General features: G+C 37.1%; 27 protein-coding genes, 1 pseudogene and 1 riboswitch. Of the genes and pseudogenes, 21 read left to right on the top strand and 7 right to left on the bottom strand.

From position 1 onward, the window contains the following. The first annotated feature begins 125 nt into the window (after positions 1–125). From AB1471_RS11200 to AB1471_RS11190, 3 genes are all read left to right on the top strand, one after another. Positions 126–374, top strand: a complete 249-nt coding sequence (locus AB1471_RS11200; RefSeq protein WP_367779854.1) for a hypothetical protein — start codon at positions 126–128, stop codon at positions 372–374. Between the two features lie 82 nt (positions 375–456). Then, positions 457–573, top strand: a riboswitch (SAM riboswitch). 186 nt (positions 574–759) lie between these two features. Then, the gene (gene metX / locus AB1471_RS11195; protein WP_367779853.1) at positions 760–1,845 is read left to right on the top strand and encodes a homoserine O-acetyltransferase MetX; all 1,086 of its coding nucleotides are present in this window, start codon (positions 760–762) and stop codon (positions 1,843–1,845) included. A 203-nt stretch (positions 1,846–2,048) separates the two neighbouring features. Beyond that, entirely contained in the window at positions 2,049–2,906 is an 858-nt protein-coding gene (locus tag AB1471_RS11190) for a dimethylarginine dimethylaminohydrolase family protein (protein ID WP_367779852.1), read from the top strand. Between the two features lie 182 nt (positions 2,907–3,088). On the opposite strand, the gene AB1471_RS11185 is transcribed toward AB1471_RS11190, so the two are convergent. From AB1471_RS11185 to AB1471_RS11165, 5 genes are all read right to left on the bottom strand, one after another. Continuing rightward, positions 3,089–3,280 (bottom strand): hypothetical protein, encoded by a 192-nt coding sequence (locus AB1471_RS11185; protein ID WP_367779851.1) that lies wholly within the window; start codon positions 3,278–3,280, stop codon positions 3,089–3,091. A gap of 194 nt (positions 3,281–3,474) precedes the next feature. Next, positions 3,475–4,002 (bottom strand): YceI family protein, encoded by a 528-nt coding sequence (locus AB1471_RS11180; RefSeq protein WP_367779850.1) that lies wholly within the window; start codon positions 4,000–4,002, stop codon positions 3,475–3,477. A 355-nt stretch (positions 4,003–4,357) separates the two neighbouring features. Next, positions 4,358–5,701 carry an FAD-binding oxidoreductase gene (locus AB1471_RS11175; protein ID WP_367779849.1) on the bottom strand — a complete coding sequence of 448 codons (1,344 nt, stop codon included), beginning with the start codon at positions 5,699–5,701 and terminating at the stop codon, positions 4,358–4,360. A 342-nt stretch (positions 5,702–6,043) separates the two neighbouring features. After that, positions 6,044–6,382, bottom strand: a complete 339-nt coding sequence (locus tag AB1471_RS11170; RefSeq protein ID WP_367779848.1) for a winged helix-turn-helix transcriptional regulator — start codon at positions 6,380–6,382, stop codon at positions 6,044–6,046. Positions 6,383–6,534: 152 nt separating this feature from the next. Further along, entirely contained in the window at positions 6,535–7,452 is a 918-nt protein-coding gene (locus tag AB1471_RS11165; protein ID WP_367779847.1) for a ketopantoate reductase family protein, read from the bottom strand. 204 nt (positions 7,453–7,656) lie between these two features. On the opposite strand from AB1471_RS11165, the gene AB1471_RS11160 reads away from it, so the two are divergent. From AB1471_RS11160 to AB1471_RS11135, 6 genes are all read left to right on the top strand, one after another. Continuing rightward, entirely contained in the window at positions 7,657–9,165 is a 1,509-nt protein-coding gene (locus AB1471_RS11160; protein ID WP_367779846.1) for a methyl-accepting chemotaxis protein, read from the top strand. Between the two features lie 143 nt (positions 9,166–9,308). Then, positions 9,309–10,244, top strand: a complete 936-nt coding sequence (locus AB1471_RS11155; protein WP_367779845.1) for a DUF1002 domain-containing protein — start codon at positions 9,309–9,311, stop codon at positions 10,242–10,244. Positions 10,245–10,553: 309 nt separating this feature from the next. Next, entirely contained in the window at positions 10,554–10,802 is a 249-nt protein-coding gene (locus tag AB1471_RS11150; RefSeq protein WP_367779844.1) for a hypothetical protein, read from the top strand. A gap of 332 nt (positions 10,803–11,134) precedes the next feature. Continuing rightward, positions 11,135–11,956, top strand: a complete 822-nt coding sequence (gene blaOXA / locus AB1471_RS11145) for a class D beta-lactamase (protein WP_437342362.1) — start codon at positions 11,135–11,137, stop codon at positions 11,954–11,956. Between the two features lie 294 nt (positions 11,957–12,250). Next, the gene (locus AB1471_RS11140) at positions 12,251–12,421 is read left to right on the top strand and encodes a DUF4083 domain-containing protein (protein WP_367779843.1); all 171 of its coding nucleotides are present in this window, start codon (positions 12,251–12,253) and stop codon (positions 12,419–12,421) included. Positions 12,422–12,522: 101 nt separating this feature from the next. After that, complete coding sequence (locus AB1471_RS11135; protein WP_367779842.1) at positions 12,523–13,332, top strand: PhzF family phenazine biosynthesis protein; 810 nt, start codon at positions 12,523–12,525, stop codon at positions 13,330–13,332. 140 nt (positions 13,333–13,472) lie between these two features. On the opposite strand, the pseudogene AB1471_RS11130 reads toward AB1471_RS11135, so the two are convergent. Continuing rightward, positions 13,473–13,595, bottom strand: a pseudogene (locus AB1471_RS11130) (ribonucleotide-diphosphate reductase subunit beta); the annotation flags it as partial. A gap of 169 nt (positions 13,596–13,764) precedes the next feature. Next, the gene (locus AB1471_RS11125; protein WP_367779841.1) at positions 13,765–13,995 is read right to left on the bottom strand and encodes a hypothetical protein; all 231 of its coding nucleotides are present in this window, start codon (positions 13,993–13,995) and stop codon (positions 13,765–13,767) included. Between the two features lie 533 nt (positions 13,996–14,528). Here AB1471_RS11125 and AB1471_RS11120 point away from each other — a divergent pair. From AB1471_RS11120 to AB1471_RS11065, 12 genes are all read left to right on the top strand, one after another. Further along, a complete protein-coding gene (locus AB1471_RS11120; RefSeq protein WP_367779840.1) occupies positions 14,529–15,353 on the top strand; it encodes a hypothetical protein in 825 nt (274 codons plus the stop codon). A 409-nt stretch (positions 15,354–15,762) separates the two neighbouring features. Then, positions 15,763–16,428, top strand: coding sequence for a response regulator transcription factor (locus AB1471_RS11115; protein WP_367779839.1), 666 nt, complete (start codon positions 15,763–15,765; stop codon positions 16,426–16,428). Continuing rightward, entirely contained in the window at positions 16,418–17,857 is a 1,440-nt protein-coding gene (locus tag AB1471_RS11110; RefSeq protein ID WP_367779838.1) for a sensor histidine kinase, read from the top strand. The genes AB1471_RS11115 and AB1471_RS11110 overlap by 11 nt, the downstream gene beginning before the upstream one ends. Positions 17,858–17,905: 48 nt before the next feature. Continuing rightward, entirely contained in the window at positions 17,906–18,178 is a 273-nt protein-coding gene (locus tag AB1471_RS11105) for a hypothetical protein (protein WP_367779837.1), read from the top strand. Positions 18,179–18,469: 291 nt separating this feature from the next. Next, entirely contained in the window at positions 18,470–19,132 is a 663-nt protein-coding gene (locus AB1471_RS11100; protein ID WP_367779836.1) for an amino acid ABC transporter permease, read from the top strand. Then, positions 19,129–19,857 (top strand): amino acid ABC transporter ATP-binding protein, encoded by a 729-nt coding sequence (locus tag AB1471_RS11095; protein WP_367779835.1) that lies wholly within the window; start codon positions 19,129–19,131, stop codon positions 19,855–19,857. The genes AB1471_RS11100 and AB1471_RS11095 overlap by 4 nt, the downstream gene beginning before the upstream one ends. 118 nt (positions 19,858–19,975) lie before the next feature. Further along, positions 19,976–20,980: an ABC transporter substrate-binding protein gene (locus AB1471_RS11090; protein ID WP_367779834.1), complete on the top strand. Its 1,005-nt coding sequence runs from the start codon at positions 19,976–19,978 to the stop codon at positions 20,978–20,980. Positions 20,981–21,346: 366 nt separating this feature from the next. Next, on the top strand, positions 21,347–22,486 hold the full coding sequence (locus AB1471_RS11085; RefSeq protein WP_367779833.1) for an ABC transporter substrate-binding protein: 1,140 nt from the start codon (positions 21,347–21,349) through the stop codon (positions 22,484–22,486). A gap of 403 nt (positions 22,487–22,889) precedes the next feature. After that, positions 22,890–23,036: a hypothetical protein gene (locus AB1471_RS11080; RefSeq protein ID WP_367779832.1), complete on the top strand. Its 147-nt coding sequence runs from the start codon at positions 22,890–22,892 to the stop codon at positions 23,034–23,036. Between the two features lie 640 nt (positions 23,037–23,676). Beyond that, positions 23,677–23,838: a hypothetical protein gene (locus AB1471_RS11075; RefSeq protein WP_367779831.1), complete on the top strand. Its 162-nt coding sequence runs from the start codon at positions 23,677–23,679 to the stop codon at positions 23,836–23,838. 126 nt (positions 23,839–23,964) lie between these two features. Next, positions 23,965–24,555 carry a hypothetical protein gene (locus AB1471_RS11070; protein ID WP_367779830.1) on the top strand — a complete coding sequence of 197 codons (591 nt, stop codon included), beginning with the start codon at positions 23,965–23,967 and terminating at the stop codon, positions 24,553–24,555. 184 nt (positions 24,556–24,739) lie between these two features. Next, on the top strand, positions 24,740–24,928 hold the full coding sequence (locus tag AB1471_RS11065) for a transposase (protein ID WP_367779829.1): 189 nt from the start codon (positions 24,740–24,742) through the stop codon (positions 24,926–24,928). Positions 24,929–25,447 lie beyond the last annotated feature (519 nt).

Raw genomic sequence — 25,447 nt, 5'->3', positions numbered from 1 at the left:
TCTATTTGTTACACTTGCGTTCACTGTATTTTCAAAACGAGATATTGCCTCTTAATAACATGATATTCTGTGATAAGATCCTGCAATAAAGAACAACCCCCCGCCTTGAACGAGCGGGGTTTTTTATGTCATCATCCGCGGATGCGACGATTTTATCGAAGCTTACGCTTACAACGGTTATTACTGCAAAATTTAGAATTAAAAAACCCTCTAACGTCCACGTAATGGATGAAAGAGGAACCGTGGGTATCAGCCGCATAAGCTTCGATAAAATGATCGCACCCGCGGATATCCACCGCGTGAGGTTCGATAAATCACTCGCAGCTTTTGATATAAAGATGAATGTGATTTTAACCAAAAACAAAAAGAACTAAATTTTCAGAAAGATTATTGACTTCTTATTGTCAACTGGTCTATAATCCTCAACAAGAGATGATAATGAACCAACTTAATATACTCTTATCCAGAGTGGCTGAGGGAATAGGCCCTACGATGCCCAGCAACCTGCGAATTTTATCCAGATTCGAAAAGGTGCTAATTCCTACAGATCAATTGTGATCTGAAAGATAAGAGGAGGATGCCAAAACCCTCTTCTTATGAAGGGGGTTTTTACATTTTACATATGGATCATTGAATTTAGTATTATAAATAGTGGAAAGGATGGACGATAAGTAATTGATCACACAGCTTTATGGTCACAAGAAGTTTCTGTACATAAATCAAGCATGAAAATACATAAAAGAAAGAAGTTGATTCCCTGTGAGTGACAATGGATTAAACATTGATATCGAGCGAGTGGAAGGTACGATTCGAATAGGTTCATTCACGCTTGAATCGGGAAAGGTTCTACATAATGTTTCGCTTCGCTATGAACGGGTAGGAAAAACGGATCTTCCAGCAGTTCTTATCTGCCATGCGTTAACTGGAAATCATGTAACCGTTGGAACGGGTGAAGAGCCTGGGTGGTGGAAAGGTTTTGTTGGATATGATGCGCCTGTTGATCTCAGCCATTATCAAGTTATTACGTTTAATGTATTAGGAGGGTGTAGCGGTTCTACTGGGCCTGCTTCACCTTTGAATGAGAAGTCAAATTATCGTTTATCCTTTCCATTCGTTTCCGTCCGAGACATGGTGACAGCTCAACATCAAGCGCTTGAAAAATTGGGCATCAATCACGTAAGAGCAGTTATAGGGGGCTCACTAGGTGGGATGCAAGCACTTGAGTGGGGTGTGTTATTTCCACAATTCATGGATCAATTGTTTGTTTTAGCTGCTACTCCATCATTGAGTGATTATGGTATTGCCTTTAATCGCATTGGTATTCATGCGATTGAGCAGGACCCACGATGGGATCACGGAAATTATCAAGATTCAAGTCTCGTTAAAGGGTTTGAAGTTGCGAGAATGGTTGGGCTTGTGACCTATCGAAGTCCATCTCTTTTTGATAGTCGGTTTTCAAGAGAAGAGAAAGAAATACAAGCGGATGAGCGCCCTTATTATCAAGTGGAATCCTACTTGCGCTATCAAGGTGAAAAAATCGCGAGACGTTTCGATCCGAATAGTTACTTGTATTTACTTTATGCGATGAACGGGCACGATATCGGGCGTGGACGAGGTGGAATCGAAAAAGCAGCCAACGGAATTGAAGCAGAAGTGATCGGCCTTGGCTTTACTGGCGATCTTTTGTATCCACCGAAGGAAATTAAATCATTTATTCAATCAACTTCCCGAGGATATTTTCATGAGATTGAAACAGCATTTGGTCATGATGGATTTTTGGTTGAATATGAAAAATGGGGACCGATTATTCGAGGTCATTTGGCTGAACGAACGCCTTTGCATTAACCAAACAAACTTTATCAATAGATGTCGAAAGATTCCCTCTTTGGTTATGAAGAGGGGATTTTTTTAAAAAAAGGAATGGATTAAATGCTATTCGAGTTCTATCTGGACTTGATTCTGAATATAATGGAAAGATCAGTGCAATTACTGGTTAGCTCATATCGATTTTATTTACCAATAAAAAAGGAAAAATCGGAGGCCCAGTTATGTTGATGGAAAGTAAAGAAAGTAATGAATCGATTTTTTGTGAAAGTGAAAGCGATATACTAACACGTGTCATGGTCTGTCCACCTGCATTTATGAAAATAGAAGAAGCTATAAATGAAACACAAAAACATTTTTTAGACGAAAACATTGATCAAGAAAAAGCGATGGAGCAGCATAAAAAATTTATCCAGACGCTACATTATTATGGCGCGGATGTTATTCAATTACCTCCAATCAAAAGATTTCCCGAGCAAGTGTTTACACGTGATATCGGCTTTACCATCGGGGATACAGTGTACGTTTCTCACATGGGTACAGAAATGAGATCCGGTGAAGAAATGGTCTTAGTGGATTGGTTAAATGAAATGGGAATCAACCATGACAAAATTGACACACATGCAATAGAGGGTGGCGATGTAATTATTGATGGCTCAACGATTTGGGTAGGAATCAGTCAACGTACAACTATAGAGGCTATTGCAGAGTTGCAACAAAAGCTTCCTACACATGACGTCATTGCCGTACCATTTGATTCGCAATATCTTCATTTGGATTGTTTATTTAATGTGATATCTTCAACAGAAGCACTCATTTACTTAAAAGCTTTTAGCAAGGAAACCATTGAACAGTTCGCAAGTCATTATTCATTGATTGAAGTGAATGAGGATGAACAGTTTACAATGGGTCCGAATGTCTTATCTCTTGGTGATAAAAATGTGTTAAGTTTACCTGTAAATATTGAGTTGAATGAACGATTACGAAAAGCAGGATACCATGTGATTGAACTCGATATTTCTGAAATTATTAAATCTGGTGGTTCGTTCCGCTGTTGTAGTTTACCAATAAAACGCGCCTGATCAAGTTACGATCAGGCGTGTTTTTATATTAAAAATGTTCGGGTCTGAACGAGCCGCTTGCGCTCCATATCCAGTGGCTAGTGCCTCGAGGTCACAAGTCAAGCAATGCTGAAGGAAAAAAGTTCCTTCTTCAGTGCTCGCCTTTTGCTTGTCGCTGCTAAGCGCCCTCTTGTGCTTTAAGTTTAAGTGGCTGGATAGTTTGGTCCATCATTTTTTTTGTTTCCTTTAACAGAACCTGGCGATTTGGAATAGCCGTGTTGGGCTCCTTGTTCATCAATGGTTCCTTCTTGATACACTTCTTGGATTTGACGCTGGATTACTTCATCTCCAAATTCCTCACTATAGTCGTTTGTTTTATCAGTTTTTTTAGACAAAGCTTTCGACTCCTTTCGCTTATAATGTGTTCATTTTAGGATTGAACAAAGCGTGAAAAATATGCAAAAGGTGTTGAAAACATTTTTCTGGAAATTTACTTATTATTATTCGTGAGGGAATAGACCAACCAAATAGGCGGTTGCATCTAAAACTAAAAAGCCGTGTTCAAAAATCGAACACGACTTTTTCTATGTTAAGCTTCTTGTGCTTGAATTTGCAGGTTGATTTTTATATCTTCGCCAACCATGATGCCACCTGTTTCAAGAACCTGGTTCCACGCTAGGCCATACTCTTTACGGTTAAGTTTTCCGTCTGCAGTGAAACCAACCTTTTCGTTCCCCCAAGGATCTTTTCCAGAGCCTTCGAATTCAACTTTGAATGTTTCTTTTTTCGTTGTTTCTTTAATTGTTACATCACCAGTAAGTTCATACTCGTCATCGCCAACTTTTTTAATGTCGGTTGAATTGAACTTGATTGCTGGGTAGTTTTCAGTATCGAAGAAATCTCCTGAACGTAAGTGATTGTCACGGTCTGTGTTTCGTGTATCAATACTATTTACATCAATTATGAAGTCAATTTTTGCTGTTGAAAGATCATTTACATCTGCTTCCATGTTTGCTGTGAAATCATTGAATGAACCTTTTACACGTGAGATCATCATGTGTTTTACAGAAAAATCTATACCTGAGTGTGCTGCATCTACTGCCCATCTCTTTGTCATAAAAAATTCCTCCTTAAAAGTTACAATAAGTAACTTAGTTGTTATTTGTAATTAATAATACAACCTTAGTTTTAGTATGTCAACTACTTCAAATGAAAAATTCTCGAAATTGAGATTTTTAAACTTTGTGTTTTATGAAAATAATCCCTAAATATCTTTGGGCCGATCAAGGTGAGTTTCTCGATTTTCATTGTATGTATACAAATTGTAACTTAGACACTTTTTTACCAACTAATACTGTGGGTAGGCTGTAACCATTACCAGGTAAGAAGCAAATAAACTCGAGGCTCTGTACTTCATCCAAAATAAAAGGGCTATCAGTTAAGGAAGCCCTTTTTATCATTTTCATCTGTGATTAGCAAGTAGAAGCAGGAGGAATACTCTGTGCAAAGTTGAAAATATTTTCAGGGTCATGTTTTGCTTTGACTTGTTGAAGTCGGGCAAAATTATCACCATAGTATTCTTGACCGTAATTTTTAATGCTTAAGTCAGGTACGTTGACATATGAGCCGATTACATAGGGAGTTAGATCTGTACGTGTGCTTTGAACCAATTCGATATTCTTTTGGGCTTCAGAATCTTTCGTCCATTTAGCATTCCATTCCATATAATATTTTGTATTTCGCCAAAAGAAAGCTGTCTCCTCGGAAGGTACACGGTTCATAGCGCCCCCTGAGTTAAGGAAAAAGAAATTAGAGCTTCCAGTTGCTTTTTCTAGAAAATCTCTAATCTCTTTGAGTCCTTCTTGAGGCAAGATTTGCTCGGCCCAGGCAGATGACCATGTAGAATTATCTGTGTCAAATAGTGGTTTATTAGGTATCCAAAATTCTATAGCTTCCGGTAGTGAAACTTCTTCAATAATTACCTTGATCGGAGTTCCAACACCTGTCAAAGGTTCTAGTAACTTTTCCAGTTCCGTTTTAGAACCGAGGAAAATTCCCTGCGATTTGAGTAAGCCATTCGTTTTTGAAAACACCTCTAATATTGAACCTAATCTTTCATCAACAGATGGAGACCATTTCTGCCATACACCAATCACTTCTTCCAATTGTTCCCACGGCCAAATGATTTCATATATTCCAACTTGAAAAGGTGCAGTTCGAACTTTAAATGTATAGGAAGTGATAATGCCGAAATTACCTCCTCCACCTCCTCGGATAGCCCACAAGAGGTCTGGATTGTTATTTTCACTGACAGAGAGTATCTTCCCGTTGGCATCAACGATAGTGGCAGATAAAATATTATCAGAGATTAGCCCGGTTGTACGCTGAACAACTGTAATTCCTCCACCTGTACTGATTCCACCTATGCCAACGGTCGGGCTATCTCCAAAAGGAGCTAAAACGCCTTTCTGAGCAAGCATCTTTACAAGAGGCCCTACACGTATCCCAGCTTCTACAGTGGCAGTTCCATTTTCTTTATCTAACATAACATTTCTCATTTGACTGACATCTATGACTATTCCACCATCTACCTGTGAAAAATCTTTTGCCAATGAATGTCGTCCACTACGCATCCGAATGGATACATTATTTTCACGTGCCCACTTAACAGCATTTGCTACGTCTTCTTTTTGTTGTGCAAAAACAAAAACTATGGGAAACGCATTGGTGAACGGATTCCAGTTCATACGCGCTTGCTGATATGCAGGATCATTTGGGAAAATTACAGTTCCAGTTAATTTTGTTTTCTGTTTCATTTAACTCACCTTTCATATATTTTTAAATTCAATAACCTCTACTCGATAAGAAATTCTTCTTTATAGTGTATGAAGGTAATAGATCGATCGTGTTCGTGTATGTATACGATCTCTTAGTGGTTTTCATGTCTCTATGGAGAAATGAACAAGTATTTGATACTAAGTTCTGTTTTTTCAGATTAAGTACCACTGGGTGCAAAAAGTTCCGAAACAAGAATCGTGTAAAGACGAGTATCATTTTCGAAAAATCACCAAGTGAAAATTAAACGAATGGAGAAGCAGTTGAGTTAAAGTGTGAAAGAACAATGGTAGTGAAAATACACATAATAAAAAAGTCAGCCATCATTTGGCTGACTTTCCACATGATTCTTTTTGACTTAGCCATTCGTCCGCCCATTTTTGTACTTCATCTAAAATAGGGGTGAGTGAATGCCCTTTGTCTGTTAATCGATATTCGATTCGTACAGGCATCTCTGGGTATACTTCTCGCACAATAATGCCGTGTGCTTCTAGTTCTTTTAAACGTTCGGTCAAGATTTTATTGCTGATCTGTGGGATCGGCTCTGCTATTTCTGAAAAGCGTTTAGGGCTATTCGAAAGCACACGAATGATGACACCATTCCAGCGCTTACCAAGCAGTTGAAAGGCTTGTTCATATTTGGGGCAAAGTGGTGTGGGCAATGTGGCCCCCTCCTTATATATATTAGACTGAAATTTCAAGATACAAAGTTACAAAAAGTTACTTTAAATCCATTATACAAGAAAGTCGCAAAAATAGCCAAGCCTCACCATAGGATGCCTGTTTCTTCTGAAAATGAACGGGTTCCGAAGACTTAATCCAATAGAGCCTCGTATATTTTTAAATTCGCATAGACAGCATGTAAAATCGGTGTTTCGACTTGATGCTCTAACGCTTTTTCTAATAGAAATCCTTGCAAGTGATCGGCTTCAGTTGGGAATGATTTTTCCATATCTCGTTGCATAGAAGACTTCATCGAATGCCCCATTTGGAGCATTTTTTCAAGTTGAAGCTCTGGTAGATTGCTTTTAATCGGTGCATTCACTTTTTTCATCACAGTAGAGATTTCATTCAATAAATCTGCAGTCATTCTGAAACCAGATTCTTGTTCACGAATGGGTCCAATGGGTGCTCGAAATAAGCTCGTTACGCCAGATAGAGCTGTAATAAATGAATATTTATGCCACATATCTTGATTGATGTTTTTACTTAATTGAAACGTTGCCCTCGTATCGCTAAATAATGCTTCAAGTTTGCGAATTCTTTCTGTAACTTGACCGTCCCGTTCACCGAATATAAGATCATGGATTGGGCTGGATTGAACGATGGTGCCATCTGAATCTAATGTTGTTTCGATAAAGCATAAACCTCCAAGCACGGAATCCTCTCCAAATGCCTCCACCAATTTTTTTATATGGGAGATTCCGTTTAATAGAGGAACAATCATCGTGTCTGTACTAACATACGGTTTAAGATCATTAATCGCTCCCTCAAGCTGGTACGATTTAATGGATAGTAGGACCACATCAAATGGTGTGCAATCCTCACCGGACAAAAGTAATGTAGGTGTTGCTTCCATATCTCCGTGTACACTTGTAATTTTTAGGCCTGATTGTTCTAGTTGCTGCTTTCTTTTTTTACGGACAAGAAACGTAACATCCTCCCCTTTTTCAACCAAGCGACCACCAAAATAACCGCCGATCGCTCCTGCACCAACAATTAGTATTCTCATCGTTCATCCCCCAATTCTATTTAATAAGTTAATCATAAGCGATAGGGTTCAATAATTCTAAGAAAAGTTATTAATAGGACAATCCATTTGTAAATTTTTGAAAATGTGAAATTCAAAGAATATAAAGGTAAAATACGTTTATTTTAAAGGTGGGGATAAAGTATAATTTATTTATCATCGATAAAGAGAAAGTTGGGGAAAGTATTGAACAGTCAAACAGTTAATGAAAATCGATTTTCTGAAGAGCGCTTATCGACTTTGCTATGTAAAATTTTTATTTTTGCTTCGGTATTAATGATCATCAACATGGTGGTGCAAGTGGTCATGTATGGCATACCAGAGTGGACCGTCATAAATATCATTTACAACGTTCAGTTTTTATTATTGCTCGTGCCAGCATGCTATTATAAAATTTCTTCGTCTCCAATATACTTTAAACAAGTGTCCATCCTATCAACAATTATTTTAGCATTTTTCTTTTATACAAAAGGTTGGGTGAATGTCCCGTTTTTATGGTTTGTGCCACTCGGTATTGCGGCACTATATGCCGATGCGAAATGGATGAAAGGGTCACTGATTGCCTCATCGATTTTACTTGTCGTAGCTCAATTTACTCACCTTGTGTTTGCTGATCCAATGATTGTTGAAACAAGTATGCAGAATTCTATTTTAACAGGGGTATACTACGTTGCTCAGTACGTGTTAATTGGGCTTGTTTTACTAATTGCTGCTCAACGCTCACGTATGAAAGTGGAGGATAGTGAACAATTGCAGGTAGCACTTAGCGGTGTGTTGCAAAAGGTAGAAAAGTCAGCGCACCGTCTTGAAGAAAAGGTAAATGAATTATCTTCCCATTTGTCAGGATCGACTCAAGCAGTCAGCCAAGTGGGTGAGCAGGTTGAGAAAATGGAGGCCGTTGCTGAGCGTTATCGTGAGTCAACAAGTCAAACAGAGGCGAATATGCACCGTATTGTTGGAGAAGTCCAAGGTGTTTCTAGTCGTTCAGATGACATGTTTGAACTGACAGATGAAGTCATTCAAGTAGCGACAACAAATAAAGAAAACTTAGCAGAAACAATTCAACAAATGACTGATGTACAGGCTTCCTCAAGGCTTTCTGTGCAAGTTGTTAGTCATCTTGAGCAAAAAACGAATGAAATCGGTCAAGCGCTCGATGCCATTACACAAATCGCGGACCAGACGAATCTTTTAGCTTTAAATGCATCCATTGAAGCGGCAAGAGCAGGTGAGCATGGTAAAGGCTTTGCGATCGTAGCAGGTGAAGTTCGCAAACTAGCAGAACAATCAGCTGATGCATCAACGCACATTCGAGACATTGTAGTAGACATTTTAAAAGCCAAAGAGGAAGTAACGACGTCACTAAAACATACGGATCAGCAAGTGGACAAGAGTATGTCATCCATTCATGAAGCTTCTATTGTATTTGACCAACTTGTTCATTTACAAGAAAGCTTAAAACAACAGCTTGATATGGTCGTTTTGGCCTCTCGTGAATCAGCAACTGGGGGTGAAAATGTCGGAGCAGAAATGAGAGTATTGCAATTACACGCAAAACAAAATGATGAAAGCATTGAAGGAATTGTGACATCTGTCCAGGCACTTCAACAAGCGATAAACGAAATAGATGGATTTGCTCAAGAAGTCAAAGGGCAAGCGATCCATTTAACGACAGATCTACAAAAGACAACCTAAAACGCAGAGAATCTCCGCATTTATTTATGTGAATGTAGTGAAACCTTCATTGCCTTGTAAACGTCTTATTTGTGAGGACATTAGTGGTTTTGTGTTAAATGGGAAATAAAATTTATTAATTAAAAGAAAAGGAGATTGATAATATGATAAAGCGATTAACAATGGTAGCACTAGCTTTTATCGTCTCACTAAATTTGGGGATAAATGGCACGTTTGCATCAGAAAACAATAACGAAGATAGTATTAATGAAAAATTTGGCTTGCCAATTTTAGTACTTGGTGGCTCGTTAACAGATGCTCAAAAAAAGGAAGTTCGTGACATGCTCGGTGTTACTAATCCAGAAATGGTCGAAGAAATAACGGTTACAGGAGAAGATCTTGTTCGCTTTATTGACGGTGAAGATCGAAATGCTCGCATGTTTTCATCTGCAAAAATTACGCGCGAAGAAGATGGAAAAGGCCTCGTCATTGAGCAAGTGACCCCTGAAAATATCACAGAAGTGACAGACACGATGTATGCAAATGCATTGCTGACTGCTGGAATTGAAAATGCAACCGTTCAAGTTGCTTCTCCAGTCAAGGTTAGTGGACACTCTGCGTTAACAGGTATTTATAAAGCATACGAAGTAAGTGGTGAGGAGCTCGATACCGAACGACTAGAAGTAGCTAATGATGAATTAAACTTAGCAACAGACTTAGCGAATGAAGAAGGTATTGAGGAAGAAAAAGTAAGTGAATTATTGGCTGATATCAAACAAGCCATAGCAGATCAAAACCCTGCAACACGTGAAGATATTGAAGCGATCGTTGAAGAACAGCTTGCCAAACTTGGAATCAATTTAAGCGCAGAAGATCGCCAAAGACTAATCGATCTATTTGAACAAATGAGAAGTTTAAATATCAATTTCGATAATGTTAAGGATCAGCTAGGGGAACTTTCAAATAAAATTCAGGACAAACTTGGAGAAGTCGTAAATAATGAAGGCTTCTGGCAAGGAGTAAAAGACTTTTTCCAAGGCCTTGTAGATGCGATTTCTGGTCTATTTGGTGACGGAACAGAGGATGAATCCACGAACTAATTGAACAGACAAAAAAGCTACCTGAAATTCAAAGGGATCGGGTCACGATGAACAGGAAAGGGACTAATATGCGTAAATTTTTACAGTCTTACACCACATTCGACTGATGGCCTTCTATACCATCATTGCGATCCTTTTAAAGCCTGACACATTGTACATGATTTCCATAACAGTGCTGGTGTATCTGATTTTCATCGCATATGGAATCTATCGAACATATAGAGTAATAGATGATGACTGAACACGTTGTGGGGTGGACTTAAAGCCAACCCGCACCATACAAGAGAAGAAAAAAGGTGATGTTTAACAATGATACTGATTTATCTTTTTACCCTGTTATTTTTATTGCTAGTCTATCCCGCTTTATCAGCCGTGTTCTTTTATTCCTCTCTTCTTTTTGCATTATCGTATGTATTTTATTGGTTAGATACAAAAAACGAAGAACCAGAACCTAGCATCCTAGCAGAAGCGATCGAAGAAGCAACAGGTAAAGCCCTAGGGGTAGCAACAGAAGCCATAGAAGCGACAAAACCGCTTGCTAATGATACAGGTCAATAATTAAATCCGAAGAACACCAAGCAGAGATCGGAATGATTGACGCAAGGTGTTCTTTTACTTGTTCCACACATTACCGATAGATCCTATTAAACAACGCTACACACAAACCTAAACGATATTTATATAGATCTAAACAATATGTATACACAGACCGGACAGGGATGTGCCAAGAGGATAAACCATTCATGAACGTATGGTGATTTATCATTTACATACCAACGTTTACAGCTTATAAATCACGTATTTTTCACGGCAAAACGGGTATCTTTGACAGAACATATATTTCTTTGACTAAATTTGCTTAATATTACTTAATGAGGATGATGATAGTAGTGAAAAAACAGTTTTATTTCTTTTCTATTTTATTTTTATTATTAGTTATTACCTTTGCGTATACCATTCAAGTCCGTACCACAGAAGATGTTAAAGAGACACAAGATATAAATAAAATAGAAGTTGAAGTTGAAGAATCCTTTAACGATTACAACGGAACGTTTATTTTACGTGATATAAAAAGAGAAGAAACTTTTGTATATAATGAAGAGATAGCAAATGAGCGATACACACCTGCATCTTCATTTAAAATTGCTAATTCATTAATTGGATTACAAGTTGGAGCAGTAGAAAATGAATACGAAATAAAATACTGGGATGGCATTGACAGAGGAGAAATCGAAAAATGGAATGAAGACAATACCCTTGGTTCAGCTATGAGATATTCAGTAGTATGGTACTATCAAGATATGGCTCGTGACATTGGTGAAGAGCAGATGCAAGAGTGGCTTTCAAAAATTTCATATGGAAATGAAGACATTAGTGGGGGAATAGATCAGTTTTGGTTAGGCAGCTCATTAGCCATCTCTCCTATGGAACAAGTGGAGTTTTTAGAAAAACTCTATAAGGAAGACCTTCCTTTTGATAATAATATAATGAGAACAGTGAAGCGTATGATGGCTCAAGAAGATGACACTCCTTATGTCCTTTACGGGAAAACAGGATCGTCACCGGATGGACCAGATGGTCAAGTAGGATGGTACGTTGGATTTGTAGAAAATGGAGACGATTCCTATGTTTTTGTTACCAATATTGATGATACAGGATTAAATGCAAAAGATATTACTTTAGATATATTGAATAAGCATTTCAAACAATAAGCATGTACAATTCAATATTCACATATAATCTTGTTATTGAGCCTAGAAACCTTTTATTCCAATGGTTTCTAGGCTTTTTTACGCAAAATGAAAAATGAAAGCAATATCGAACAACTGATGGATAAATTCATCTTCATTTTGGGCAGACTCCACCTGTGAGCGAAGTTGTCCTTTTTTATTTGAATTGACAGGTAATGGAGTGTTTGTTGAGCTTTTGACTTGTGAAAGTGAGGGAGGTAAAATATCAATATAATAGTATTAATACATAATTATTCGAAAGGGTAGATGAACGTTATGGGCGGATTTAACGCAGTGGACGCTATTTTTCAATTGGTGATGCTTCTTTTTTTAGCAGGACTAATCGTTGGAGTCGTTCTTATTGTTCGTAGTGTATTTGGACGAAAAAAACAGTTAGATCGAATCGAGAGTATGCTGAAAGAGCAGCGTGAGAAGGAAAATAAATAGTTTAAAAAGCGATCGAGCCGTGTTGGTCGATCGCTTTTTTATCTAAAGGTTTAGATACCACGGGAGAGAAAAAAATTGCATTAAAAAAAGGAGTGAATATCATGAAAATTTTTACGGTAGATTCTTTTGCTGAACGACCTTTCACAGGTAATCCAGCTGGTGTATGTATTTTGAAAGAAAAAATAGAAGAAGAACTAATGCGAAATATAGCTCAAGAAATGAATCTATCAGAAACAGCGTTTTTATATAAGAGAGAAAGCGAAGACTTTTACAACATAAGATGGTTTGCTCCTGATGAAGGGGAGGTAGATTTATGTGGACATGCTACATTAGCGGCGGCTCACATTCTATGGGAACACATTGGAGTAAATGAGAAGTTAATTAAGTTTAATAGCAAGAGTGGTACTTTACTTGCGCAAAGAAATACAGATTGGATCCAGCTTGATTTTCCTATCGAACGTCCTGAGCCATGTATACTTCCTAGCCAATTGAAGCACGCGTTGAATATCCCAATTTTAGCAGTGGAGAAAAACAGGTTAGATTATATTGTTGAAACAGAATCAGAGGAAGATGTTTATAAAGTAAGTCCTAACTTTTCGCTTCTAAGAGAGATTGATGGACGAAGAGTGATCGTAACATGTCAAAGCAATCAAAAAGATATTGATTTTGTGTCACGTTGTTTCTATACAAAAAATAAAAAACAAGAAGATCCTGTAACTGGTTCTGCCCATTGTGTATTAGCACCTTATTGGCATAAAAAAACAAATAAAGATAAATTTCTAGCCCTTCAAGCTTCAAAAAGGAGTGGGAAGTTAGTTGTAGAATTAAAAGAGGAAAGATGCCTGATACATGGGAAGGCTGTAACCATTATGGAAGGTCAATTTTTATTTGGATCTCGCCAGTATGAGTGAACTCGTGCTGAAAAAGCAGCGTGAGCAAGAAAATAAATTGGTTTAAAAAGCGATCGAGCCGTGTTGGCCGATCGCTTTTTTATTTTAAAGGCTGTGGAATAGGCTAAGTTCTATTGTCATAGCGGCTCCTGTGGGAGCATTTACAAATCATCTAACCCATTCGCATCGGATGTTTTTGTATACTGTCGTGATTTTTGTTCAAAGAAGTCCATCTTTCCTTGATCGACTTCTTGATAGGCAATAATCCAACGTAAAGGATTTTTCGTCGGAGCACCGGGGAATACGTTTAAAAGGGAGGGCTAGTAAGTTCTCATTATTTTTCCGCTGGAACATCGAATGTATTACTTACAAATTGCTCACCCTCACTATTTATTGCAAAAATATAGTATGAATGTCCCCGATCTACGGAGAAGAAGAAAACATCTTCCACCTCTACATACTCACCACCACCGCAAAAGCTTCATCATCTCCGTCTTCATTAACTTGAAATACTACTACTTCAGCAGCTCCAAAGGACAGTAATATGTCAACGGAGTCAAAATCATTTACTCTAAAGTCAGTAATTTCCGCATAAGGGGCTGGGTCGTTCATGGTACGATCTTTTGATTGAGCTCCTACTGGAGAACTTCCCCCATAAGAAAAGAGTTTCCTACTAAAAAACAATCAAACAACCAACTAACCATTTTTTAAATGCCATACTGCATTTCCGCCTCTTAGTTAAATTTTCTTACAATTCTAATTATAACCGTATTAAAGTTTACGTAGGTGGAGTTCGTGCGGAGTTTATGTGGAGTTCGTGTGGAGTTTTTAATTAGTAGGTACATATTTTTTTATTTTCTGCTAATCTTAGCACCAGTACTAACCGCCACATAAATATTACGCTTGCCACGACACGTATCAATCGTCACAAGTTTGTATGTTCTCTATGTAGCAGCAGACAAAGGTAGTTGGACGTATTCTTTCTTCGGTGTTGGCGTTGTTGTGGAGGCTGATCCACTCACCTTTAACATTTGACCAACTTGAACGTATGCTTGCTAGTACTATGTGGCATGATCAATAAAGAAAACGGTTATGCCGATGGGCTTACGATTCCAGAAAACTTAAACACCATTGCTGTTCTACCAACCGTGAATGACGATCAAGTGACGCACAATCACGATTACGGATGGAAAACTTGTAAAAAGCGGTGAATTTGCATGAAATTAAAAGATCAATTCCGATTTATTCGTCAAAACACGAAGAAAAACAAGGTCTTTATGATCGCAACGGGCTGTACGTTTTTAATCGTACTTTTGATTGCCTATGGACTGTATACACCAAAAATTGAGGTAGAAATACCACAGAGTACAAAAGTAGTAGGGATTGAAGTTTCTACGGAGAACCTAAATGATGAAGATATTACTCGAATGGAAGACATTGAAGGCGTTCGAGCTGTTACTCGCAAAAAGGGAGTTCGTCAATTTTGTCTTGGTATCAAGTATACAACTGAAGGCTATGAAGGGATTGTGTCCACTTATTCACCTCATTTCCCTTCTGTATTAGAAGCAGGTATCGAGTTGGCTGAAGGCCGCCTGCCAGAATCAAAATACGAAGTAATCGTCGGGGACCGATTCCCTTCTAGCCTTAGATCTCCTAGATCTCCTGACCACAACGTTGAAGATATGAATGAGATTGAAGCAGTTAAAGGTGAAGAATGGTTTGATGAAGAGGTACTTGGTCACACATTCAGCCTGAACTTATTTATGGTAAATGAGGAAGAAGTCAGAAACTTCCCTGTAACAGTTGTTGGTGTATTGGATAGTGGGACTAATTCTGTCTATATAACGGATGACCTGTTCGCAGAAATTGAATCATTTACTGGCACACTAAACGACGAACTAGTTAATTCTCAAGACTTCTGTGAAATGGACACGGAAAACACTTTGTATGAATCTGTTGTTGTATATGCAAATTATGTAGACAGTATGCCAGGGGTCTTGGAAGAATTAAGGAACATGGGCTACGTAATAATGTACCCGTAATTTCAAAGAAAGAATCGTGGCTGTGCCAAAGGACAAGTTGAGGATTTTCGATAAAAATTAACAGAGAACAATTTGATGAAATAACAGAAGGTGAAGATGTAAGAAGACAAACAAGAAGCTGAAGAAGAAGAGCAGGAGAAGCTGAACAAGAAGTTTTAACTTTCTATGAGAAAAGAGGAACAGATTTTTAATCTCTATCTATGTTCAGTCTTTTTGGAGGAACACTAAAGTAGAAAAATCAAGTGTACTTAATTTTAAGAGAATGTTGAAGACACAGGTGGCAAATAATCATCCAACTACGTAACAGAAGCATTTTTTTGAAAATCAATAATTATACAATTTTGAATATGTGGAATACTGGTCATAAGAAGAGAGTGTTTCACAGTCAGCAAATTTCAACAACAGGGGAATGAAGAAAATGTATAAAATTTTGGTCGTAGAAGACAATTTATATATCCAGAATTTAGTGATGGAATTTTTAGAATCTCAACATTATCATGTTGAAGTAGCAAATGATGGAGAAGAGTGTTTAAAGAAATATCAAAACAATAATTTTGATCTTATCATATTGGATATCATGTTACCGAAAATGGACGGATTTCAAATATGTCAAATGATTCGGAAGAAATCAAGTATTCCTATCATATTACTTACAGCGCTAGGAGATGAATTTGATCAATTGAGAGGTTTTGAACTAGGAATCGATGATTATATTACAAAACCGTTCTCTTTTAACATACTTGTGAATCGAGTAAAAGCGGTTCTTAGACGAACGTATCAAGAAGATACTAAAAAAATGGTATTTGAAGATCTCAATATTGATGTAGATGCTCATAAAATATATATAGATAACGTAGAAATTGAGTTAACTACAAAGGAATTTGAATTAATTATTTTGTTAGTAAAAAATCAAGACAAGGTTGTTACAAGAAGGGATATTTTGCAACAGTTATGGGAGTATGATTATCATGGAGATACAAGAGTAATTGATACTCATATAAAAAATATTCGAAAAAAAATAGATAGACCTTATATAAAAACTGTGAAAGGAGTTGGATACATACTTGAAAAGTGATTGGAAAAAATCTATCTTAAAAAAAGGGATTACGTTTAAGATTTTCTTTATAACAACAATCGCTCTCATTTTTTTCGCAATTTTTCTTTATTTATTCATTATTACATTTTTACCTAATTTTTATGTCAATTACAAATCTAAGCAAATTGCTGAAGGTATGGAGGAGATGTTTGATCTCATTCAATATTCAAAATCAGAAGCGTTCCATAGGGAGGTCATTGATGAATATTCAGAAAAATATAATGTTTTCATCATCCATGCGCCTCCTAAAGATTACTATACAGATATAAATCTTGGTAATGCAAAAAATGTGTATACAACTGAAGATAATTTTTTGGAACATACCCAACTCAGATTAGTTGAGTCCCATGGGGAGAATGGATATGAAAACACAGATGTTTATATATCAAGACAGGCCGTTGAAGAAGCTACACAGGCTCTCTTAGTTTTTTTCCCTTATTTAGGTGTATTGATCTTAGTTATGTCAATCCTTACTGCTTCCTTATTTTCTCATAAATTATCTAAACCATTATTGGACATGAACAAAGTTGCAAAAAAAATGGCGAATCTAGACTTTTCAAAAAAAAGTGAGTATCAATCCCAAGATGAGATTGGTGAATTATCAAAGAGCTTAAATAAACTGTCTAATAATTTACAAAACTCATTGAAAGAATTGTATATCAAAAATGAAAAGCTACAAGAGGATATCGAATATATAGAGAGAGTAGAGAAGGATAGGAAAGATTTATTTGGCGCAGTATCTCATGAATTAAAAACACCGGTTACCATTGTAAAAGGACAATTAGAAGGAATGTTACACAAAGTAGGTTCTTATAAAAACCGCGAAAAGTATATTAGTGAATCTTTACAAGTAATGGAAGGCATGGAGATTTTATTGCGTGAAATCCTTCAATTGTCAAAGTTAGATCAAGTAGGATTTAATCCTGAAGTAGTTGAAATTAATCTTTCTCAAGAAGTGAAAAGAAATCTTAAAAGTTTAGACTATTTTGCTAAGCAAAAGCGCTTATCCGTAGTTACACGTATTGATGATGAAATTAAGGTGTATACGGACAAACAATTGCTTAACAAAGCCCTCCATAATATTATTCATAACGCCATGATGTATTCACCTGAGCAAGCACAGGTAGAAGTGGAAATTAAAGACGAATCCTCACATGTAAAGGTAACAGTATTCAATTTAGGTATAACGATGGAAAGTGAACACTTGAATACAATTTTTGAACGACCTTTCAACCGAACAGAAAATTCAATAAATCGTCATACGGGTGGAAGCGGGCTAGGTTTATATATAGTGAAACGAATTTTTGATGCGTTAAGTATTACGTATGATCTGAAAAATGAACAAAACGGTGTATTGTTTACTATTCTTATTCCTAAAGGAAATATTGACCGAACAAAGTGTAAATAAAAGAAGCTACAATAAGATTAGGTGTAAAAGTTAGTAAGGGAAAAGATCTTGTTAAATCAATTATTACAACCATTTATGGATTCTTTTTCGGGTATACCAGCTTTCTATATTCCAGAACAACCTGTTAATGAGAACTTACCAGCCTCCACTATCGAAGGGTATAAGCCACACACGTTTTGCACTAACGAATTGGCACTTTTAGATATTAGAATGAATTATAGTGACGATAGTAATGTAGAAGCATTACATATCTATCAAATCAATGAAGAAACCGGGGAAATAAGCTTGCTGATATCATTTAATTCCCCTTTCTCGCGATGATGGTTTACGGTAATACGTGGTTATTCGTATTATTTAATATCAGAAAATTCTGATATTAAATAATATTTACCAAGTGATTCGATGTATACTCCTATTCCCTAAGTAAAGCAACATCCCTTTACCATTCAGTGGTGGAGGGATTTTTTCTTGTTCACTCCTTATTCTTTTTAATTAACACATATTACCACAAAACTCCGCATGAACTCCGCACTAACGTCACATCAACTACAGATTTAATCTTTATACTATTCATTGAGCAACAAAAAAACCAGTAAGGAGAATTAAATCAACATGACATGGGATGCTGTTAAAGTTATTTTAATTGATAATCTACCCTTTTTATGGGATGGCATAAAACTCACGATTTTTGTTACATTCGTGACATTATTTTTCGGATTTATTTTAGGGTTAGTTTTAGCTTGGCTTCGCTCTTTTCGATTTAAGCCAATTAAGTGGATGGCACTATCCATTATTAATCTGGTTAGAGGGATACCCGTCCTTATTCAGCTCTTTTTTATTTATTTTGGCTTAAACTCATTCAGCTTTATCAAGATGGAGCCACTTACGGCTGGTATGATCGGAATTACTGTGAATGCAGCGGTTTACTTTGCGGAAATTATTCGATCAGGAATTGAATCCATTGATAAAGGTCAAACAGAAGCAGCTCGAACGCTTGGATTATCAAAAATAAAGGCCATGCGGTATATCATCTTACCGCAAGCTTTCAGAAGAATGATCCCTGCCTTCATGAATCAAGTGACGATTACATTAAAAGACACCTCTCTTCTCTATACAATTGGAATTGCAGAATTAGCACAACAAGGATTCATCATTGTTGGTAGGACGTTCGCAAGTTTTGAAGTTTGGACAATTATTGGATTGGTTTATTTTGTGATGGTATACAGCTTGACTCAAATCTCTAATCTTATGGAAAGGAAGTTGAAATTGAGATGAATGTAATAGCAATGTCTGATGTAGAAAAATCATTTGGTGAGCTAGATGTTCTGAAATCTGTCAGTTTGACCGTAGAAGAAGGTGAAGTGGTGAGTATTATCGGTCCTTCTGGTTCTGGCAAAAGTACACTTCTACGTTGTTTAAATAAATTAGAAACGGTGTCAAGTGGGACCGTCATGGTCAATGGTCAAGACTTAAAAGATAAGCACCATAATATCAATAAGATTCGCCAAGAGATCGGAATGGTTTTCCAGCATTTTCACCTTTTCCCCCACTTAACCGTACGAAACAATATTACGCTAGCGATGGAAAAAGTGAAGGATGTGAACAAGAAAGAGGCAAATGAAAAAGCGATGGATCTACTAAAAAAAGTCGGTCTAGAGGATAAAGTAAACGCCTATCCTAGTGAACTATCTGGTGGACAGAAACAACGAATTGCCATTGCTAGGGCACTTGCCATGGCACCTAAAATTCTATTATTTGATGAGCCTACATCTGCTCTCGATCCAGAAACAATTGGTGAAGTTCTTGATGTCATAAAGGTGCTAGCAGACGAAGGAATGACGATGGTCGTTGTGACGCATGAAATGGGATTTGCGAAAGAAGTAAGTGACAGAGTCGTGTTTATGGACGAGGGATCTATAGTAGAAGTAAATAACCCGACTCTTTTGTTTAAAAACCCTCAAAATGAACGGACAAAACAATTCTTGAGTAAAGTACTTTGAAATTTGTTTGAGCGCCTATGAAAATATAAACGCCTTTTTAGATGAACTAATACAAGTAGTGTGAGCTGTCTCAGATGCACTTTATGTCAATATAAAAAAGAAAAGAGGAGTATAATCGATGAAAAAAAATAGTTTAATCAGCATTTTAATCTCTTTAATGATCGTCGTCTCTGCATGTAGTTCAACCCCGGAAAGTAATGCGGGAAACGATAACAACAGTCAAAAAGCAAATAGTGGTAGTAAGAAAGATACAGTTGTAGTTGGTGTTGAAAATGGGAATGCTCCATTTTCTTATATCGATGAAAAGGGAGATGTAACAGGAGTTGATGTGGATATCATCAAATCCATTGCAGAAGCCCAAGGACTTGAAGTGGATTTCAGACCGATGAATTTTAGTTCTATTGTTCCTTCACTTCAAACAGAACAAATTGATGCTGCCATTTCTTCGACATCGTTAGCAATGACGTCTGAGCGTTCAGAACAAGTTGATTTTTCTGAGTGGATAATGGCGGACAATGCAGGACTAGCATCTAAAAAAGGAAGTAACATTGAGAAGATAAACGATATTAAAAAAGGGGACGTTCTTTCCGTTAAAACAGGTTCAACGGCTGAAAATATGGCCGAGCTACTCGCTGAAGAAACAGGTGCGACCATACGTCGTTTTGATACAACAGATAAAGTTTTGCAAGACGTGATAAACGGTCAATCCGATGTGGCGATTGAGTCAAAATATGTTTTGTATGATGTATTGTGGAAGGATAGAGATTACGGTATACAGCTTTTAAATGGTGATGCATTAAGTTATCTATTGAAGGCCTCCTATGGAGAAGGTGACGGTCCTACTAGTACCGCTACTAATAGCACTGCAATGGCTGTCAAAAAAGGAAACACAGAATTGCTCCGTATGATAAATGAAGGGCTAAAGACCATTAATGAGAATCAAGTGATGTCTGATATCGAAAAAAAATGGAATCTAGCAATATCGAAGCATTTTACCGAGGAAAATTGGGACTTTGTTATGGAAATTGACCCCCACATGAAAGAACTGTTCAGTGTCGGTGATGGTTCATTTTCTGCGTACAAGGAAGATATGGAAAGTTGGGGCGGTGAGCGACTAGAATGACCACACCCTCTGGGTGATTCCGTTTACTTAAAGCCTTCTCTAAATGTATCGATTATCAAAGGGATCGGAAATCTTGGTTAAGAATATTTGGTGCAGTCACTTCACTCTCCCCTTGTGATTTTCATTTAAGTTTCGGTTTCACATTGCAAATGATATTTTTTCATCTTTGTACTGTATTTCGCTTTAAATCAATATGGATTTACGTGATAAAGTATAGCACAAACCCCCAGGCGAATGATTAGGAGGGCACTGAAAAAGTCCTTGAAAGAAAATAGAAACGCCTTTTTAGATGAACTAAACAAGTAGTGTGAGCTGTTTCTGAATTACTTTAAGTCAAATATCAAAAAGAAAAAAGGAGTATAATCGATGAAAAAAAATAGTTTAATCAGCATTTTAATCTCTTTAATGGTAGTCGTCTCTGCATGTAGTTCAACCCCTGAAAGTAATGCGGGAAACGATAATAACAGTCAAAAAGGAAATAGTGTTAGCTATAAGAAAGATACTATTGTAGTTGGTGTTGAAAATGCGAATGCTCCTTTTTCTTACATCGATGAAAATGGATCTGTAACAGGCTTTGATGCGGATCTCATCAAAGCCATTGCAGAAGACCAAGGACTTAAAGTTGATTTCAAACCGATGAATTTTGGTTCTATTGTTCCTTCACTTCAAACAGAACAAATTGATGCCGCCATTTCTTCGACATCGTTAGCAATTACATCTGAGCGTTCAGAACAAGTTGATTTTTCTGAGGAGATAATGATGTACGATGGATCCTTAGCATCTAAAAAAGGAAGTAACATTAAGGACGTAACCGATATTAAAAAAGGAGACGTTCTTGCGGTTAAAACAGGTTCAGTGGCTGAAACTATCGCCGAGCTATTCGCTGAAGACCTCGGTGCGATCGTACGTCGTTTTGATACAACCGATAAAGTTTTGCAAGACGTGATAAACGGTCAATCCGATGTGGCGTTGGAGTCAACATTTATTTTTTATGAGGTATTGTGGAAAGATAGAAATTACGGCATACAGATTTTAGATCAGACGAGTGATTATTTTTGGGATCTTACTAACGAGGCCTTTCAGGATGGAGGGAAGGAAGTTAATGGAGCAATTAGTGGAGTGAATTCTCAAACTGCAATGGCTGTCAAAAAAGGAAACACAGAATTGCTTGATATGCTAAATGAAGGGCTAAAGAATATTAAAGAGAATCAAGTGATGGATGATGTTGAAGAAAAATGGAATCTAATACCTATGAATTTTGCGAACGAGGAATTTTTTGAATTTAGGAAGGAAATTGATCCCTTCACGAAAGAATTTTATGGTGATATGACATTTGAAGAATTTCTGAAAGCAAGTCAGGAAATGACGTTTATGTTGGACGAAAATGGAGGATCTACACAGTCTGAATTCGACGAAAATGGAAATCAAATCGACGAAAATGGAGATATAATCGACGAAAATCCGTTCGGACTCAAGGACTACAAGGAAAAACACACAGACTGGTAATAATCCCCTGTAATAAATACAGATAAGACCGCCAACTACCATTCAGTATATCGGCTGTCTTATTTGTATTTATGTTAGATAACTATTCTTGTTCGTGCATTATTCGGGTTTTCTATATGTTAAAACGAACGCTCTTTACTTCTCTTCCATGAAAAAATACGTATCGAACGCATATATAATGTACGTACCTCACATCTATAGCTTCCGTGAAAACCCAAAAAAGTACCGATATAATAAGGCTTTCAGATACATAAAAGATGGTCAAAAAGAAATTAGATTGGGAAAAAAGGTGTAGCGATGGATGCCGGCGCATATTTTTGAGAGTCTAAAGACCAATATATGGAACGTGGAGATTGACTGTACGGGTTGCCTAAGAATTGAAAAAGGTTAGGCGAAAAGAGCAGTGGTTGATATGTTATACAAGAACAACTTGAGAGGGGATGTGATCTATGAAACTATACCTATTATTATGTTTCGCTTTTTCAATGCTTCTATTGGAGCGGAAGAACTACTAGTCCTTCCAGTTAAACAAATTGAGCTATCCGATTAGGGAATAAGAACCTCCTATCTAGGTGGTGGATATATATAACAAAAAAACGCCAAACCTTTTTAAAGGTTTGGCGTTTTTCTAGGCGAGGGGCAAGGGGGCCCCTCGCCTAGAAAGTCTATTTTTGATCTGAGGGGATAGTTACAACGACGATTTGTACGTCGTTTAATAGATTTTATCAAAGGGTTAAACATTTGTGGTGTAGTTTAAGTAGAGTTTAAGTGTAGTTTATCTGTAGTTAGTAGGGCACTCACTTTGTGGATGTCTTTTGAAAGGAGAGTTACTTATTGATTGCGACATAAGTTCATTCGAGTGGTTAGAGCCGTGCATCATATAGATGAGATCAGAGAAGAATGGTCGAAGCGTCTGGACTTAGAGACCTGGAGAGTCTTATCAAAACAATAACTGGAACGTACGTCTACGCAGCTATTATTCTGAGTGCTGTTTTTGTGTTGTTGGATTTTTGTTAGGACAGTTTGAACTGTGGGATATAGGAGGTTATAAAATATTTGTTGAGTTGTTATTAGTCGTGTTGTTTGACAAGTGGTATTATCGCTGACTCAACGACAGAAGCGGTTAATGACTCAAAACAGCGGTTATCTATTAAAAAACTAGAATGGAAGTTGATTGGTTTAATACGACTGTGGATAGCCTTATAGTACTGAACAATCTACCTGATCCGAATACTGCTTATGTAAGACAGGTGTTGAAAAACAGTGGATCAACCTCTGTGCTCACAATTGATACGAGTCGTGAATCGTATATTTATATGGCTGCTAGTACGGGTGAAGATTGTGAAGTTTAAAGAAATCTACTAATTAAAAACTCCACACGAACTCCACATAAACTCCGCACGAACTCCACCTACGTAAACTTTAATAAGATTATAATAATGCTTGTAAGAAAATTTAACCAAAGGAGGAAATACAAAATGGCATTTAAAAAATGGTTAGTTGGTTGTTTGATTGTTTTTTTAGTAGGAAACTCTTTTCTTATGGGGGGAGGTTCTCCAGTAGGAGCTCAATCAAAAGATCGTACCCTGAACGACCCAGCCCCTTATGCTGAAATTAATGGTTTTAGAGTAAGTGGTTTTGGCTCCGTTGACATCTCACTGTCCTTTGGAGCTTCTGAAATAGAAGTATTTCAAGTTAATGAAGACGGAGATGATGAAGTTTTTGCAGGTGCTTTTTTTGGTGAGTATGTAGAGGTGGAAGATATTTTCTTCTTCTCCGTAGATCGGGGACATTCATACTATGTGATTGCAACAAATAGTGAGGATGAGCAATTTGTAAGTGATACAGTCGATATTCCAGCGGAAAACACTGTTAATGAGAACTTATTAGCACCCACTATTGAAGGGTATGAGCTACACCCGTTTCGTCCTGACGAAGTTGCTCTTTTAGATATTACAATGAATTACAGTGACGATAGTAGTGAAGAAGTTTTATATATCTATCAAGTTAATGAAGAAACTGGGGAAATAAAACTAGATTTCACATTGACTTCCCCTCCTTCTAGCTAAGATGGTTATAGTGTAATGCGTGGTTATTCGTATTATGTTACATCAGGCACTTATGATGGGGAAGAATCTTTACCAAGTGATTTGATTTATATTCCCTAAGTAAAGCAACGCCCCTCTACCATTTAGTTGACTGAACTGCACCCCAATTGTTAGACACCACTAACAGTTGGAGGTGCAGTTTTTTATGGCTAAATTTTCAAAAGAAGAAAAACTAGTGACAGTCAAAAGATATTTAGTAGGTGAAGGTTCCCTTCGAGGGATCGCAGATTTTATAGATGTAGACCCAGGTAGTTTTCGTACTTGGCTGAAACGATTTGAATACAGAGGGGAAGCGGAAAATCCTATACAACCTATTCCGCAAGCGACAAACTAGACGTACTCAATTATATGCAAGAACAGAGGACGACGTCTATGAGAGATAGCTGAAAGTGGTAAGCTCTTTATTTGGAGAAATAGGCGCATTGGACAACTTCGTCCAAAGATGGAGTCTGCCAAAATAAAGTTGGATCCAGTCACCAGTTGTTTGGAATCGCAGTATAAACAGTCAATATGCATCTAAGTTTCTATTAAAATGGCTTTTTTTGGAGTTTTTTGTCCATCTTCTTAATGGTTTTTTCCTCTTCAACTTCTTTTTTCTTCGCTTTCTTACATTCTGTTATGCCATTTCAACCACCGCGATTGCATCACCTTGATCAATTCGTTGTATCGCTTCTTCGATTAGATTAATTCTTGCTTCAATTCTGCAAGACCATATCGCTAGGCCTCGGATAAATCATGTCCATGATTGCCTCAAACTTCTTTTGTTCTCGTTCGTTCTTTCAGCCCAAAGGTCTTAGTTCAATACAAGACCCAATATGCTGCCAATTATTTCTATTAAAATCCAGACACTCTC

The organism is Jeotgalibacillus marinus (assembly GCF_040801915.1).
Lineage (GTDB): Bacteria > Bacillota > Bacilli > Bacillales > Jeotgalibacillaceae > Jeotgalibacillus > Jeotgalibacillus marinus.
The sequence above is the reverse complement of the archived record's forward strand: the minus strand, read 5'-3'. Positions and strand labels throughout refer to the sequence as shown.